The sequence below is a fragment of the Sphingopyxis sp. QXT-31 genome (genome assembly GCF_001984035.1).
Classification (GTDB): domain Bacteria; phylum Pseudomonadota; class Alphaproteobacteria; order Sphingomonadales; family Sphingomonadaceae; genus Sphingopyxis.
Genome location: NZ_CP019449.1, coordinates 3,116,643 through 3,132,390 on the forward strand (window position 1 = coordinate 3,116,643; position 15,748 = coordinate 3,132,390).

17 protein-coding genes are annotated in these 15,748 nt (G+C 63.9%); 7 read left to right on the plus strand and 10 right to left on the minus strand.

Going from position 1 to position 15,748, the window contains the following annotated elements; genetic code table 11:
• Positions 1-20 precede the first annotated feature (20 nt).
• Entirely contained in the window at positions 21-926 is a 906-nt protein-coding gene (locus BWQ93_RS14965) for a LysR substrate-binding domain-containing protein (RefSeq protein WP_003046376.1), read from the plus strand.
• 36 nt (positions 927-962) lie between these two features.
• Here the strand turns inward: BWQ93_RS14965 and BWQ93_RS14970 are convergent, their stop codons facing one another.
• From BWQ93_RS14970 to BWQ93_RS15010, 10 genes are all read right to left on the minus strand, one after another.
• Positions 963-3,434 carry a TonB-dependent receptor plug domain-containing protein gene (locus BWQ93_RS14970; protein ID WP_039578990.1) on the minus strand — a complete coding sequence of 824 codons (2,472 nt, stop codon included), beginning with the start codon at positions 3,432-3,434 and terminating at the stop codon, positions 963-965.
• A 157-nt stretch (positions 3,435-3,591) separates the two neighbouring features.
• On the minus strand, positions 3,592-3,774 hold the full coding sequence (locus tag BWQ93_RS14975; RefSeq protein ID WP_039578987.1) for a DUF411 domain-containing protein: 183 nt from the start codon (positions 3,772-3,774) through the stop codon (positions 3,592-3,594).
• A 7-nt stretch (positions 3,775-3,781) separates the two neighbouring features.
• On the minus strand, positions 3,782-4,129 hold the full coding sequence (locus BWQ93_RS20870) for a hypothetical protein (RefSeq protein ID WP_137890128.1): 348 nt from the start codon (positions 4,127-4,129) through the stop codon (positions 3,782-3,784).
• Between the two features lie 26 nt (positions 4,130-4,155).
• Positions 4,156-4,680 (minus strand): DUF411 domain-containing protein, encoded by a 525-nt coding sequence (locus BWQ93_RS14980; protein ID WP_039578984.1) that lies wholly within the window; start codon positions 4,678-4,680, stop codon positions 4,156-4,158.
• 1 nt (position 4,681) lies between these two features.
• A complete protein-coding gene (locus BWQ93_RS14985; protein WP_223181178.1) occupies positions 4,682-5,071 on the minus strand; it encodes a DUF305 domain-containing protein in 390 nt (129 codons plus the stop codon).
• Between the two features lie 92 nt (positions 5,072-5,163).
• Positions 5,164-6,375, minus strand: coding sequence for a copper resistance protein B (locus BWQ93_RS14990; RefSeq protein ID WP_077031245.1), 1,212 nt, complete (start codon positions 6,373-6,375; stop codon positions 5,164-5,166).
• Entirely contained in the window at positions 6,372-8,207 is a 1,836-nt protein-coding gene (locus BWQ93_RS14995; RefSeq protein ID WP_405053472.1) for a copper resistance system multicopper oxidase, read from the minus strand. The genes BWQ93_RS14990 and BWQ93_RS14995 overlap by 4 nt, the downstream gene beginning before the upstream one ends.
• 119 nt (positions 8,208-8,326) lie before the next feature.
• Positions 8,327-8,911: an RNA polymerase sigma factor gene (locus tag BWQ93_RS15000; protein WP_067179814.1), complete on the minus strand. Its 585-nt coding sequence runs from the start codon at positions 8,909-8,911 to the stop codon at positions 8,327-8,329.
• A complete protein-coding gene (locus BWQ93_RS15005; protein ID WP_003046401.1) occupies positions 8,908-9,345 on the minus strand; it encodes a periplasmic heavy metal sensor in 438 nt (145 codons plus the stop codon). The genes BWQ93_RS15000 and BWQ93_RS15005 overlap by 4 nt, the downstream gene beginning before the upstream one ends.
• Before the next feature lie 2 nt (positions 9,346-9,347).
• Positions 9,348-9,629 (minus strand): hypothetical protein, encoded by a 282-nt coding sequence (locus BWQ93_RS15010; RefSeq protein ID WP_198040400.1) that lies wholly within the window; start codon positions 9,627-9,629, stop codon positions 9,348-9,350.
• Between the two features lie 179 nt (positions 9,630-9,808).
• Here BWQ93_RS15010 and copC point away from each other — a divergent pair, with 179 nt between their 5' ends.
• The 6 genes from copC to BWQ93_RS15040 all read left to right on the plus strand — a co-directional run bounded on the left by copC (position 9,809) and on the right by BWQ93_RS15040 (position 15,661).
• Positions 9,809-10,141, plus strand: a complete 333-nt coding sequence (copC, locus tag BWQ93_RS15015) for a copper homeostasis periplasmic binding protein CopC (protein ID WP_231732871.1) — start codon at positions 9,809-9,811, stop codon at positions 10,139-10,141.
• Positions 10,142-10,147: 6 nt separating this feature from the next.
• Positions 10,148-11,116 carry a copper homeostasis membrane protein CopD gene (copD, locus tag BWQ93_RS15020; protein ID WP_077031247.1) on the plus strand — a complete coding sequence of 323 codons (969 nt, stop codon included), beginning with the start codon at positions 10,148-10,150 and terminating at the stop codon, positions 11,114-11,116.
• Positions 11,113-11,838, plus strand: a complete 726-nt coding sequence (locus tag BWQ93_RS15025; protein ID WP_232314621.1) for a helix-turn-helix domain-containing protein — start codon at positions 11,113-11,115, stop codon at positions 11,836-11,838. The genes copD and BWQ93_RS15025 overlap by 4 nt, the downstream gene beginning before the upstream one ends.
• 137 nt (positions 11,839-11,975) lie before the next feature.
• On the plus strand, positions 11,976-12,653 hold the full coding sequence (locus tag BWQ93_RS15030; RefSeq protein ID WP_011542705.1) for a class I SAM-dependent methyltransferase: 678 nt from the start codon (positions 11,976-11,978) through the stop codon (positions 12,651-12,653).
• 166 nt (positions 12,654-12,819) lie between these two features.
• The gene (locus BWQ93_RS15035; protein WP_077031248.1) at positions 12,820-15,141 is read left to right on the plus strand and encodes a heavy metal translocating P-type ATPase; all 2,322 of its coding nucleotides are present in this window, start codon (positions 12,820-12,822) and stop codon (positions 15,139-15,141) included.
• Positions 15,142-15,184: 43 nt separating this feature from the next.
• Positions 15,185-15,661: a YybH family protein gene (locus tag BWQ93_RS15040; protein ID WP_053555655.1), complete on the plus strand. Its 477-nt coding sequence runs from the start codon at positions 15,185-15,187 to the stop codon at positions 15,659-15,661.
• Positions 15,662-15,748: the final 87 nt, after the last annotated feature.

Sequence of the window (15,748 nt, forward strand, 5' to 3'; positions counted from 1 at the left end):
GCTATAGGGAGCGATGTCCGATGAACCTGCGTCACCTCGAAGCCTTCAGGGCCGTGATGCTCTCGGGATCGGTCACCCAGGCCGCGCAGTCGCTCAACCTGTCGCAACCCGCGGTGAGCAAGATGCTTGCCGAGCTCGAGCATCAGCTGGGCTTTCAGCTCTTCCTGCGTTCGCGCGGCAGCGCGCTCACCGTGACGCCCGAAGCCGACGCCTTTTTCTACGAAGTCGAGCGGAGCTTCTCCGGTATTGCGGCCCTGAAGCGGGTAGCGGAAGACATCCGCAACATGGCGACCGGCACGCTCCGGATCGCCGCCCTCCCGGCGCTCGCGGTCAGTTTCCTGCCGCGCGTGATCGCGGCCTTTCGCGAGACGCATCCCGGCGTCACCGTTCAGCTCCAGACCCGCAGTTCCTCGACGGTGCGGCAATGGATGGCGAACCAGCAGTTCGACATCGGGCTCGCGACGCCGGCGCGCGAATTGCCCGGCATAAGGATGGAGCGCTTCCTGCGCTGCCCCGGCGCCTGCGTTCTCCCTGCCGGTCACCGGCTGGCCGTCAAGGACGTCATTCGGCCGGCCGATCTCGAGGGCGAGCCCTTCATTTCGCTCGCGCTCGAGGACGGCGTGCGTCACCGCATCGATCGCATTTTCGAGGACGCGGGCGTCCACCGCGAGATGGTCATCGAAACCCAATATGCGATGACCATCTGCGCGCTTGTCATGCAGGGGGTCGGATGTTCGATCCTCAACCCCGTGACCGCAGCGGATTATGCCGAGCGGGGCCTTACGGTCCGTGATTTCGCGCCGGAGGTCCATTTCGAATATATGCTCTTCACGCCGAAGTTGAGGCCGATGTCCCAAGTCGCTGCGGCCTTTATCGCGGTGCTCGAATCCCACCGCGACGCGATGTTCGGCTCCGACGCCAGCTGAAGACACAAGACGCCGCACGGCCCTCACGGCCACCGATCAGAAGGAGGCGGTCGCGCGAACGTACCAGAAGCCCCCGTTGAACCCCGTCGGCGCGAAGCGGAGATATCGGATCCCGTTGTTGATCTGGGATTGCCGCGCCTCGACGTCGGGGTAATTGTCGAAGATATTCTCGCCGCCGACCGCAAGCTTGAGCATGTCGCTGACCTTGTAGGACAGCTCGAGATCGACCAGCAGTTCGGCGCCGCCCGTCTGGTCGGCAGCCGGTGCGGCGCCATAGTCGGTCCATTTGCCATAATAGTTCGCGCGCGCGACGAAGCCGAAGCGCTCGCCCGCATAAGTGAAGGACGCATTGCCCTTCCACTTCGGAACGAAGCCCTCGAGTTCGAGCAGCCGCTCGCGGTCCGCAGTGATCACCGGCGAAGCCTTGATGACATCGGTTTTGGTATAGTTGCCGTTGAGGCCGAGCGTGGCCTTGCCGCCGCCGAGGTCGAAGCCCACGGTGAGCACCGCATCGACGCCCTGGGTGCGGCTGTCGAAGGAGTTGGTGAAGAAGCTCACCTGCTGGAAGGAATCCCCACCGGGAATGCCAAGCGCCGCGAGCTGCGCGCGCTGCGCCGGGGTGAGATTGAAATTGCCCGATACGGCGATCCGGTCTTCGACCTTGATGTTGAAATAGTCGAGCGTGAAGGTGATGCGATTGGAGGGCTTCACCACGATGCCGCCGGCGACGTTGAACGAATTCTCGGGCCGAAGCGGCGTCGCGCCGAAGAATTGCGCCACCGGATTGTTGGGCGCGATAATGCCTGCGGTCAGCGGCGCCCCGGTTATCGAGTCGATGTTGGTCTGGACTTGCGAGGCGTTCGACTGGCCCGGCGTCGGCGCCCGAAAGCCGGTGTTGACCGATCCGCGCACCGCGAAGACGTCCGAGAAATCATATCGCCCGTTGATCTTCCAGGTGAATTTCGAGCCGAAGTCCGAGTAATTCTCGTAGCGGCCGGCAAGGCCGAACTGGAGCGCGTCGGTGAGATTGCCTTCGAGCGACGTATAGGCGGCCCAGTTGCTGCGCGCGAACTCGCCCGCCTGGATGGGACTGAAGCCCGGGAAGCCGTTCGAGCCGACCGGCAGTCCGACGCGGTTTCCGGTATCGGGATCGATGACCGACGCGAAAGGACCAACCTGCCATGATGCGATGTCGCCGGCCGTGATCTCATATGTCTCGCGCCGATACTCGAGACCGCCGGCAAGCGTCAGTGGATCGGAGGTGCCGATCGCGATGGGGTAAGTGAGATCGAGATTGAAAGCGAGTTCGCGCTGCTCGAGCTGCCCCGGCTTGAAGGATGTTGGCGACGCGAGGCCAAGCGACGGATTGACCGTATTTTCGATCCGGTAGGAAGCATGGTTCTGACCATAGGAAGCGCTGAGGTCATAGGTCAGGCCAGAGGAGAATTCGCCCTTGAGGCCGGCCGCAAGCGCCGCGTCGGTCACCGTGGCGCCGAAATCCGGCGTAAAGCCGCCGGGAAAGAGCTGGCGGAAGCTGAAGCGCTGTCCTCCGGGCGTATTGGTGAGCGGAATCGAGGTGGAAATGAAGCTGGCATTGGGGTTGCGGTAGAAGAAGGCCGTCGTGCCGCGGCTCCAGCTATAGTTGCCGAAGGTGTAGAATTCCATCTCGTCCGACAGTTCGATGCCGGCATTGACGAAGATGCGCGCCGCCTCGGATTCGGGATTTCCCCAGCGCTGCGCCGGGACCGGGACATCCTGAACGCCGGCATCGATGAGCGCCTGCGCGTCGGGACGCTGGATACCGCGCGACGTCGTGCTGGCGTTCACATATTCGCCGCTGATGTTGACGAAACCGGCGTCGGTGAAGGGAAGCCCGACATTGCCCTGGACGAGGAAATCCTCACCGTCGCCCTTGTAGAATTGGCCATAGCGGGCGATCAGCAATCCGCCTTCGCGATCGCGGCGCAGACCGAAATTGAGAACGCCGGCGATCGCATCCGATCCATAGAGCGCCGACGCGCCGTCACGCAGAACCTCCAGCTGGCCGATCGCGATCGACGGAATCGCCGAAAGATCGGGTCCCTGCGATCCCCGGATATAGGGAACATTGGTGAACTGGACCGTCGCGCCGCGATGGCGCCGTTTGCCGTTCACGAGCACCAGCGTCTGGTCCGGCGGCAGGCCGCGCAGCGAGAAAGGCCGGGTGAAAACGGCGCCGTCGTTGCTGACGAGGCGCTGGACGTTGAGCGACGGGACCTCGGTGCGGAGAAGATCGTTCATGTCGGCCGTGCCCTTTTCGAGCAGTTCGGCGCCGGTGATAATGTCGATTGGCTGGGCGGAATCGGCCGCCTTGAGATCGTTCCGCCGCGTGCCCGTCACAACGATTTCGCCCTGCGACGCGCCCGGCTGCGGCGCCTCTTTGGCGTTATCCTGCGCGAAGGCGGCGGCGGCCGAAATGCCTGCCAGGACGGCGATAATCGAGCCACTCGTGCGAAGCAATTTCTTCATGGTCCCCTCCCATTTGCGAAAGCTCTCGGCTTCGCCACCGAGCTATCTTCGCGGCCTTGGCATGACCAGAAATAATCACCACTCATCGCTACAAACGAGATGGTTATTCCATATGGTTATATCTCTCGCTGCGGCATCGAGCAGCGCCCGGTCGCTGTTACTCGATCCCTTCCCGGGGGTCCGTGTGGAACACAACGGCCTTTCTATCGGCGCCGAAGGTCAAGACTTCGAATGCTTCGACATTTCCGTTCGGGGAGCCGCGCGGCATGCCGGGCACGGCGAAGCCGGACATATCGCGCAGTTTGTCCTCGACCGCCCGGTCGACATGCCGCGTCGGCACATGCCCCTTATTTTTTGTCCATATCGTGCCCAGCATGAGGATCGGGTTCGGGTTCGACAGGTTTCGGCGTTTCCGGCGCGGCCTTTGCCCGTGGCGGCACAGCGGCCTTCGCGGCAGGTTCTTGCTTGGGGCGGGATTTCTCCGGAGGCACTGCCTCTTTGGTCGGCGCCGCCGGGGCAGACGCGGCGGGCGTCTCGTCCGCTACGGGCATGGTCTCGACCATTGCGGGCGGCTCACCGGCAGTGACCTCACTCTGTTCCGGTGTGACGTCGCTCTGCTGCGCGGGCTCAGTGCCGCATCCTGCCAGAGCAAATATCAGCGCGGCGGCGCTCGCCAGGGGAATGAATCTCGTCATATCTGTCTCCTCTTGGTGTCGGCAGGTCATGCGCGGAATTCAGAAACCTTGCCGTCGCTGCCGAACGCCATCACTTCGAATGCGTCCACGCTTCCGTCCGGCATTTCCATTCCTGGTGAGCCGCGCGGCATGCCGGGCACGGCGATCCCTCGAATGTCGCGTGGCTTGTCGTGAAGGAGCCTCGCGACATGCTGCATCGGCACATGACCCTCAATGGCATAGCCGCCGATAACTGCCGTGTGGCACGACGCCAGCTGGCCAGGCACACCATATCGCGTCTTTACGGCGGCCATGTCAGAGCGGTTCTCGACAGTCACATCATAACCCGCCTTGCGCGCGATATCCGCCCAAGCTTCGCAGCAGCCGCATTCGGGATCGCGATAAACGAGCATTCGCTTGGGGCTGGACGTCTCGGCGCCCGGCGCGGGCGCCGCGCCATTCTTATCGCTGGTCGCCGCCGGGCCCGAGGCAGAATTGCATGCCGCAAGCGCCATCCCCGATCCGACCGCAATCAGGCCGAAAAGATGACGGCGCGTCATCGGATTTTTCATGTCATTTCCTCGCGAGAATGGATTTCATCTGTTCGATTTCGGCTGCCTGCCCCGCGATGATGCCGCGGCAGAGTTCGCGTATCTCGGCATCTTTGAGAGAAGCCTGTTCACACATGAGGATCGCACCCGAATGATGCGGGATCATCGAACGCAAGAAGGCCGTGTCGCCGATCGTCGTCTGTGTCCGGATGAGCCCGAAGCTCCCGAAGAAGGCAACTGCCGATCCCAGCAGCAGGAACGTATTGAGACGTTTCGACGGGAACATGCCCGGCATTGCGACGATCATCAGCACGACCATCGGCGAGACCATCATCAGCGTCATGTAGAGCATGTTGAGATTATTGTAGAAGCTCGAGAGGCGGTCGATCATGACGAACATCACCAAATACATGATGACGCCGCTGACGATCGTCTGCAGCGCGAGGCTGCGATAGGCTGGTTTCACGGCATTTCTCCTCGACGTGTCGCCACCCCGCGAAACTTCTAGAACCAGGCCCGCACCCCCATCACGAAGCTGACGCCGCTCGCATCCTCGCCCGCGGCGCGGGCAAAACGCGCGGTATCGCCGACCTTGCGCGCCCATTCGACGCCGACATAAGGCGCGAATTCCTTCACGACCTCGTAACGCAGGCGAAGCCCGAGCTCGAAATCCGAAAGCCCCGAACCAACGCCGGTCTCGGGGACATCCTGCAGCGCAAAATTGACTTCCGCCATCGGCTGGAGGATCAGTTTCTGGGTGATGCGCTGGTCGTAATAGCCTTCGAGCCGGGCGAGCAGGTCACCCTTGTTCGAAAGAAACAGCGCGCCCTCGACTTCGAACCAATAGGGGGCGAGCCCCTCGAAGCCGATCGTCGCATAGGTGCGGTCGGGGCCGGGCCCAAGATCCTGCCTGATACCCGCCTGCGCGTTGAAATAGGGTCCGATCGCCCGGCTGTAGAGCGCCTGTACCTCGGCGCTCTCGATGCCTTCGCCGAACACGCCCTCGCCTTCGCTCTTGATCGTCAGCCGGTTAATGTCGCCGCCGTACCAAGCCTCACCGTCCCAGCGGAACCCGTCGCGGCCCTTGCGCGCCTGATATTCGGCAAGGTTGAAGCTGATGAAAGCGATGGTCTGCGCACCATTCTCTTTCATCATGTCGTGGCGCGAATGCTCCATTTCGGCTTGGGGATAAATGCGATCGGCATACCAGTCGCCGGGAGGCGCAGGCGCGGTAGCATCGCCCGGCGGCAAGTCGGTGCCGCTGGCGCCGCTCATCGTCGCCATGCCTTCCATTCCGGCCATGGGGTCCGCAGACCCGCCCTTCGGGGTGCAATGGCCCATTTTGGCATGTTCGGGCGGACAATCGGGATCGGACGGCGCCGCCGTGCCATGATCCATCGCGTCCATGTCAGAAGCGCCCTTGCCCGAAGCCTCCGCCTCGGGCGTACAATGACCCATCGCCGCATGTTTGGGCGGGCAGGTCGAAGTTTTGGGCTCCATGTCCATGCCCTGCATGCTCCCATGGTCCATCTGCTCCATCGACCCTTCGGCGGGCGCTTCGGGCGCGGGCTGCGCTACCGGCGCTGGCGTTGGCGAGGGAGCGGGTGTCGGCGCGGGCGCCGCACCATGCATCGAATGATCCATCGACTGCGCCGCGGCGGGCACAGCAAAGGTCAGCGGGGCGATACCCGCGAGGAGAAGCGCGACCCGGGTCATTCGCCGTCTCCCTTCGGACGGACGCTGACGACGCGCATCATTCCCGCGTGCATGTGATAGAGAAGATGGCAATGGAACGCCCAGTCGCCGAGCGCGTCGGCGGTAAAATCGAAGCTCGCGATGCCGCCCGGCTGGACAAGCACCGTATGCTTGCGCGGCGACCGGTCGCCCTTGCCCGTCACCAGTTCGAAAAAATGACCGTGGAGGTGGATGGGGTGGCTCATCATCGAATCGTTGATGAGGTTGATCCGCACGCGCTCTCCCTCGATGAAGGGGATGGGCTCGTGATAGTCGGACATCTTGATGCCGTCGAACGACCACATGAAGCGTTCCATATTGCCGGTCAGATGGATGTCGAGCGAGCGCGAGGCGGCGCGGGTATCGGGGTTGCGCTCGAGCGCGACAAGGTCATGGTAGGTCAGCACCTTGTGCCCGACATTCTCCAGTCCCTGCCCCGGCTCGTCCATGCGATCCATCGGCATCGGCGAGATCGTCTGGACGCTCGGGTCGCGCTTGACCTGCGGCGCGACACTGAAGTCGCGCATGCTGTGCTGCATGCCTCCGCCCGATCCATGATCCATGCCCGCCATCGCGCCGCTTTCCCCCGCTGGCGTACAATGGCCCATCTTGGCATGTTCAGGGGGACAGGAAGGATCGCTCGCCGGCATGGGCATGGCGCCCATATCGCCGCCCGAATGGTCCATACCCGCCATTGAGCCGCCCGACATGTCGCCCATGCCCATGTCCTTCATGGTCGCGAGCGGCCGTTCGCGGAGCGGCGGCACCTCGGCGACCATGCCGGCGCGCGGTGCGAGCGTCGCGCGTCCCATGCCCGACCGGTCATTGGCCTCGGCAACGAGCGTATAAGCACGGTCCTCGACCGGCGTGACGATGACGTCATAGGTTTCGGCGACCGCGATCTGGAACTCGTCGATCTCGGTCGGCACGACATTGAGGCCGTCGGCCTGCACCACGGTCATCCTGAGGCCCGGGATGCGGACGTTGAAGATCGTCATCGCCGACGCATTGACGATACGCAGGCGCACCCGCTCGCCCGGGCTGAAGAGCGCGGTCCAGTTGTCGCGCGGACCATGGCCGTTGACGAGGAAGGTGTATGTCGAACCATTGACGTCGGCGACGTCGGTCGGGTCCATCCGCATCTTGCCCCAATCGATCCGCTCCTTGAGCGGTTGATCCTTGCCGGCGAGCAGGCCCGCCAGCGTCTGGCGCTGCATGTTGAAATGGCCGGGATTGACCTTGAGCTTGCGGAAGATCGCCTCGGGCGACAATTGACTGTGGTCGGACAGGACGACGACATGCTCGCGATCGTAGCCGATCGGGTCGGCGCCCGCGGGATCGATGACGATCGGGCCATAATGGCCGAGCTGTTCCTGAAGCCCCGAATGGCTGTGATACCAATAAGTCCCCGATTGAACGACCGGGAATTCATAGACAAACTTCGAGCGCGGCTTGATGCCGGGGAAGCTGACGCCGGGCACGCCGTCCATCTGGAACGGCAGGATCAGGCCGTGCCAGTGGATCGAGCTGTCCTCGTCGAGATCGTTGACGACGGTCAGGCGCGCTGTCTGCCCTTCCTTTAGACGGACGAGCGGCGCGGGCACGGTGCCGTTGATCCCGATCGCGCGGCTGACCTTGCCGTCGATCCGCATCGTCTGCCGGGCGATGCGCAGCGTTATGTCATTGCCGGATACGGTCGGAAGCGGCGCGGTGATGCCGGACGACACCGACTGGGCCCAGGCCGGGAACCATGCGGCCATCGCCGCAGCAGCCCCTCCACCCAAAGCTCCACTGACGAACCGACGCCTTTCCATCTGCATATTCTTTCCGACCGTTACTGACTGTTCCTAAAGCTATACGCAGGCGGCACGGCTGCCCCTCAATAAAAATGCCGGACGATGAGGAGATGCCGCCTGAACGAGCGGTCGAACCCTCAACCCTCGGCGCTCGCAGATGTTCCCGCGAGCAATTCCCGGAGCCTGGTCCGCGCTCGATAGAGGCGCGTTTCGACTGTTTTCTCGCTGACGCGCAAAATGACCGCTGTTTCGGCCTGGCTGACCTCGTCGACACCGCGGAGGAGCAACACTTCGCGCAAATTCTGCGGCAGCTGATCGATCGCCCCGCGAACCTTGGCGAGCTCTCGCCTGTCGGTCGCCGCGGAATCGGGCCCAGGACCATCGCTTGCTACGTGATGCGCATTTTCGAGCGGGAGCGCGCGGGAGAAAAAGGCGCGCACCTTTCGCCGTCGTGCCCAGTCGCGACATTTGTTGAGCGCGATACGGGCGATCCATGTGCGGAAGGGGCGTTCGCCATCATAGCGATCGAGCGCCGAAAAGCCGGAGACGAACGTCTCTTGCGTCAGATCCATCGCCTCGTCGGCATCGCCGATCTGCTTTACGATGAGCCGGTAGACGCCCGTTTTGTAACGGCGCAGCAACTCGCGATAGGCGTCTTCGCGGTGCGCGCGCGCAAAGGCCGCCAGATCCTGGTCGCTACATTGCGATAGGTCGGCGCTCACCGCGCATCGGCGGTCAGCGCCTTGACCACGCTTTTGTCGAACATTTCCGCTTGATCGGGGTTGAGAACCCCGCGCATCGCGAAGAGATGCTGGAGCGTTTCCTTCTGCAATGTCCCCATCACCTCATGCGTCTCGTCGATCGCCTCGGTGACGCGCGGTCCATAGCCATGCTCGGCTTCGATCGCCTGCGCGAGCCGGACATTGGCGGCGCGCATCTCGAGTTCGAGCGCCTGGCGGCGACCGGCGAAGTCGGCTTCGATCCGCTCGAGTTTCTTTTCCTGCTCCGGGGTCAGGTCGAGTTGGCCGTGGAGAAGCGCATGAAGTTCGGTTTCGCTGGCTTTGGGCGCATCGGCCACCAGACGGCCGATGAACACGCCGGCAATCGCCGCGGCGAAGGCAATGAGCCCCAAGAGAAGAAGACGGCGCGACGGCATTGCTACTGTACATCCAGCAAGGTGGAAGGCACCAATGCGCTAGGCGGGCCGAATGGGGTCAGGGGGCTTGCCGCGACCGCCGGCTGGGAAATCGCACTCCCCGCAAAAACACCGCCGCCGAGCGAGACAAAGGCCGCGAGCGCCATCAGGCGGCGCATCGCTACCGCTTCGCGCCGGCGGATCGCCAATGCGCCCATGATGCGATCATCGAGCGCATCGAGCGCTGCGGGCAGATCGATCCTGTTCAAAATGCGAAGCTCCTTATCCATCGATCGTCTCTTCAAACCTTTCCATCATTGTACATACGCGCCGAAGCGCCTCACCCCTCACACCAGAATATTATTCCGGAATATTTGAGGGCCATGCCGATATCCTGCGTATTAGCAGGACAGACACGCATTTGGAGGTGTTCATGTTCAAGTCTCTTCTCCCCTCTGCAGCGGCGGCTTTCGCTCTGCTTCTCATGCCGGCCACGGCAAGCGCGCACACCAAGCTCGTCAGCTCGACGCCCGCCGCCAATTCGACCGTTTCGAAGGTCACGTCGGTCAATCTTCAGTTCAACGAAAAGATCGTCGCCTCGACCCTCAAGACCGAGCTGGTCATGACCGGCATGCCCGGCATGGCCAATCATGCCCCGATGAAGGTGCCTTACTCGTCGATGATGGGCAAAGAGGGCAAGTCGGCGATGCTGATGCTCAAGCGGCCGCTGACAGCCGGAACCTACAAGGTCACATGGTCGGCGGCGGGCGCTGATACCCACCGCATGGGCAGCGAATTCAGCTTCACCGTAAAGTAAAAGACGGTGGGGGACCCCGTTCTGATCGGCATCAGGTTCGCACTTTATGCGGACCTGATGCTCATCGCCGGCCTTGCTGCGTTCCCGCTTTTTGCGCTGACGCGGAGCGAACGCCATGAGCCGCAGCCGATGATGGCCGCGATCTGGCGCGCAGAACGATGGCTCTGCGCCATCGGGCTGCTCGTCTCCAGCCTCGGAATGGGCGTGCTCGCGGCCTCGATGCAGGGCGTGGGCATCCTCTCCCTGGAGTTCCAACCCTTTTGGGATCTGGTTCGCGAAACCGAGGTCGGCATGGCCTGGATCTACCGGAGCGCCGCGCTGCTCGTTGCGTTGGCGGCGGCAGTCTGGATGACGCGCCGGCCGACAATCGCAGCCGCCATACTCACTCTTGCCGGCTCGGTCGCCGTCGCGACCTTGGTCTGGTCGGGCCATGCGGGCGCGACCGAGGGCGCGGCGGGCACCCTGCATCGGGCCAGCGACATATTGCACCTGATCGCAGCGGCGGTCTGGATCGGCGCAATCGGCGCCTTTCTTATGCTGATCTCGCCCCAGCGCCTCCGCGAATGGCCGGGGGGACTCCAAATTGCGTCGCGGAGTCTCGATCAATTCTCGCGCGTCGGTACGATCTGCGTCCTCGTCATCGCCGCCACCGGCCTCGTCAACAGCCAGATGATCGTCGGCGCCGAGAATCTCGGCCGCTCCCTCGGCTCGCCCTATGGACAATTGCTCCTCGCCAAGCTTGCGCTGTTCGGACTGATGTTAGCGCTCGCGGCGGCGAACCGCTGGCAGCTGACCCCGGCGCTCGCGGCCGCCGTCCCGGAGACCAATACCGACAATGTCGCCGCCGACCCCGACCTCGCGATCGCAGCCATGCGCAGAAGCCTGGTCATCGAAGCGTCGGCCGCGCTCGCCATACTCGCGCTGGTCGCCTGGTTCGGCACGCTCGAACCCTTCGTCGCCGTCGATCCGGTTTGACCGCCAGCACCGTCTCATGGTCCGGTTCGATCATGCTCGGGGCCGGCTGGGCGTTGATTGACGCACGCATCGGGAGCAGCCGTCCTCATAGCCATGTGGCGCATCAGATCAGCCTCGCCGTCGAACGAGACCTCGAAATTTCCGGTGATGCCGACATGATAGTCCCTGCCGGACACGCCATTGCCATCGCATCGCATGTCCGGCACCGCCTGGGACCGCCGGGCGCCCTCGTGCGATCATTTTATCTCGACCCGCTTTTTCGTGCCGACGCGCGGCTGTCCGCCGGATCGGCGCCCGTCCTGTTGACACCAGTAGAGACGGCCGGACTATGCGATATCGCTAGCGGCGCGGACGCGAAGCGCTGGGCGTCCGACTATCTCGACCGGTCGCAGGTGCGTCCGGTGGATGCACGCCTGTCCGAGGCGCTCGCGGCCCCTAGTGATTTGTCGACCGCGCGCGCGTTGGCCGACGTCGCCTGCCTCTCGCCCTCGCGCCTTCGCGAAATCGTCTGCCGCGACTTCGGCGTGCCTCCGGCCAAATTGCTGCAGTGGCTCCAGCTTCAACGCGCCGTGCGGGCGCTGGTCGGCGGCGGAGGTCTCGCCGACGCAGCGGCGGCGGGAGGCTTCGCCGATCAGTCGCACTTCACGCGCCGCTGCGCTCAATGGCTAGGCGTGACGCCTTCGGCTGGCCTTAGCGCCTTCGCGTTCGAAATCGTGCCCTGAGCCGGATGCGCCTCGCACCGCGTCGCCCCGGCGAAACATTCAAGACCGCCGCGCCTGCTTGCCCCTAAGCGTCTCCTCGAGACCGGCGAGTGCGGCCGCAATCCGGCGGCAAGCCAAAGCGTCGAAAGGAGACGGCCATGCCCGACCCGAAACCCGTAGCAAGATCCTACACGCCAGCGGCAGGATATCACTTCCTGACGCCCTTTTATGATTTCGGCGTCGCGGTGACGACGCGCGAGCGCGTGTGGCGCGACCGTCTCGTTCGCCATATGGCGCTCGGCGAGGGTGACGTCATTCTCGATATCGGCTCGGGTACGGGAAATCTCGCGCTGGCGATCGCTCGCCATAGCCGGGACGTCCGCTATCTTGGTTTCGACCCCGACGAGGCCGCGACGCGAATTGCCCGAACGAAGACCGCGCAGATTGTTCCACCGCCGGAGTTTCGAGTTGGCTTTTTCGCGGCTTCGGCGATCGATGACTGGCCCTCGCCTTCCAAGATTGCGATCTGCCTCGTCCTTCATCAGGTCGGGCTTGAGGAAAAGGCACGTCTGCTACGCGAGGCCCGGCAGGTGCTCGCGCCGGGCGGCAAACTCTATGTCACCGACTATGGAGAACAGCGCAGCCGCCTCATGCGGTTGCTGTTCCGCCTGACGATCCAGCAGCTCGACGGCGTCCAGGACACCCAACCCAACGCCGATGGATTGCTCCCGGTGCTGATGAGAGAGGCAGGCTTTTGCGATGTTCGCGAACTTGAGACGTTCCGCACGCCAACCGGTGCGATCGCGATCATCGAGGCCCGAAAGCCCGGGACCTGACGGCACAGGGCAAAGAAAATCCAAGGGATAATCGCCTTTCTTGCGTATCGATAGAAGCGGCTCCATTCTGGAACCGCCAGGAACGACGCCAGCGGCGAACTCGACCGGTGGCGTTTGGACCGCCCCGCCGCGAGGCGGGCATCCGACACATACGGGAGCGGCGGCGATGCACGATCATCAGGGCGCAGAAAAAGGCAGCGGGAGCACGACCGATCCCGTCTGCGGCATGACGGTCGATCCGGCCACCACACCTCACACCGCGACGCATAGCGGCAAGCATCACTATTTCTGCAGCGCAGGCTGCCTCGCCAAATTCGAGGCCGATCCCGATCTTTATGCCGCAAAAAGCGAGCCGGCCGCAGCCGATGCACCCGAAGGCGCCATCTGGACCTGCCCGATGCATCCCGAAATCCAGCGCGCCGGCCCCGGAAGCTGCCCGATCTGCGGCATGGCACTCGAGCCCGTCATGCCGACAGCATCGGACGGCCCCAGCGAAGAATATCGCGATATGCGGCGGCGCTTCTGGATCGGGCTCCTTCTCGCCCTTCCGGTGGTTGCGCTCGAAATGGGCGGCCATCTGACGGGCCTCCACCAATATGTCGGCCGCCAGACGAACAACTGGATCCAGATGCTGCTCGCGACCCCCGTCGTGCTATGGGCTGGCTGGCCCTTCTTCGAGCGCGCCTGGCTCTCGATCCGCAACAAGAGCCTCAACATGTTCACCCTCATAGCGATGGGGACGGGCGTTGCCTGGGGCTACAGCATGATGGCGGCGATTCTCCCGCAAATCTTCCCGGCAGCCTTCCGCGCCGCCGATGGTTCGGTCGCGGTCTATTTCGAGGCCGCCGCAGTCATCACGGTCCTGGTGCTACTCGGGCAGGTGCTCGAACTCAGGGCCCGCGAAACGACGAGCGGCGCGATCCGCGCGCTCCTTGACCTGACACCGAAGCTCGCCCGGCGCGTCCGCAGCGATGGAAGCGACGAGGAGGTAGCGCTCGAGGAAGTCGCGGTCGGCGACATGCTGCGCATCCGTCCGGGCGAAAAAGTCCCCGTCGATGGCATCGTCGTAGAAGGCCGCGGCACAGTCGACGAATCGATGGTTACGGGCGAATCGATGCCGGTCACCAAGGCGGCCGGCGCGGCGCTGATCGGCGGGACGATCAACCAGACGGGCGGCCTGCTCATGCGCAGCGAGAAGGTCGGGCGCGACACGATGCTCGCGCGGATCGTACAAATGGTCGCCGACGCGCAGCGCAGCCGGGCGCCGATCCAGCGTCTCGCCGATACCGTTTCGGGCTGGTTCGTGCCCGGCGTCATCGTCGTCGCCATCGTCGCTTTCATTGTCTGGTCGCTTCTCGGCCCCGCGCCCGCCATGGCCTACGGCCTTATCGCCGCCGTCTCGGTGCTCATCATCGCCTGCCCCTGCGCGCTCGGCCTCGCGACGCCGATGTCGATCATGGTCGGCGTGGGGCGTGGCGCCGAAGCCGGCGTGCTGATCAAAAATGCCGAGGCGCTTGAACGGATGGAGAAGGTCGACACCCTCGTCGTCGACAAGACCGGGACGCTGACCGAAGGCAGGCCCTCGGTCGTCGCCATCGACGTCGCCGAAGGCTTCGAAGAGCAGGATCTGCTCCGGATTGCCGCGAGCCTCGAGCGCAGCAGCGAACATCCATTGGCGGCCGCGATCGTCAAGGCCGCCGAGGACCGGGGCCTCGCGCTGGTCGAGCCATCGGGGGTCGACCAGCCGGTCGGCAAGGGTATCGTCGGGGTCGTCGTCGACAAGGCGATAGTCCTCGGCAATGCGAGCTTTCTTGAAGAATATGACGTCGATCTGGGCGCGCTCACCGAGGCAGCCGACCGCCTTCGCACAGACGGCGCGACGGCGATCTACATCGCGGTCAATGGCAAGGCGGCCGGGGTCATCGCCATCGCCGATCCCGTCAAGGAAACGACGGGCGACGCGCTCGCGGCGCTGCGCGAGGCCGGAATCAAGGTCATCATGCTCACCGGCGACAATCGCGTCACCGCCGAGGCGATCGCGCGGCGCCTCGGCATCGACGACGTTGAGGCCGACGTCCTCCCCGACCAGAAGAGTGCGGTCGTGCAGCGGCTGCGCGAAGAGGGCCGGATCGTCGCGATGGCCGGCGACGGGGTCAACGACGCCCCCGCGCTCGCCGCCGCTGACGTCGGCATCGCGATGGGCTCGGGAACCGATGTCGCCATCGAAAGCGCGGGAGTGACGCTGCTGCGCGGCGACCTTCTGGGCATCGTGCGGGCGCGGCATCTCAGCCATGCGACGATGGCGAACATCCGCCAGAATCTCTTCTTCGCTTTCGCCTATAATGTCGCCGGGATTCCGGTCGCTGCGGGCGTGCTCTATCCGGTCTTCGGACTATTGCTCTCGCCGGTCATTGCCGCCGCTGCGATGGCACTCTCGTCCGTCAGCGTCATCGCCAATTCGTTGCGGCTGCGCTTTGCCAGAATCTGATCGAAACCACCGGAGAAGTTCGGACGCAATAAGGGGAAATGATATGAGACGACTGACGATTACAGCAATCACATTGGCCATGCTGGTGGCCGTCCCGGCTCAGGCGACCGAGCCTGTGGATTATCAGGGCGCGGCGGCAGCGCTCGCGCAGTATAAATCAGCGATGGAAAAGCGGGACCTGACCGGCGTCGAGGCACTCTTTTCGCCAGACGCCCAGATATTCGAGTCGGGCGGCGTCGAAGGGAATTTCGCCCACTATCGCGACCATCACCTCGGTCCCGAACTCAAGGAGTTCAGATCCTTTGCCTTCCGCAACTACAAGATATCGGTTCGGGGCGAAGGCGATGTAGCGATCGCGACCGAGACCTATAGCTTCTCGATCGTACTCGCGAGCGGCGAAACAATCGAGCGGGACGGCGTCGCAACGAGCGTCCTTAAATGGGAAAACGGAAAGTGGCAGATCGTCAATCTGCACAGTTCCTCACGCAAGCCCAAGGTGCGGCCGGCGGGCGGCGCCTGATCGCGTGAAGAAAGGGCTCGCCCCCGAGGCTCGCGGGCCCGGGCGGGCCCTGAGGCCTCGCCGAGCCCGCGCCTGAACGAAACGCAT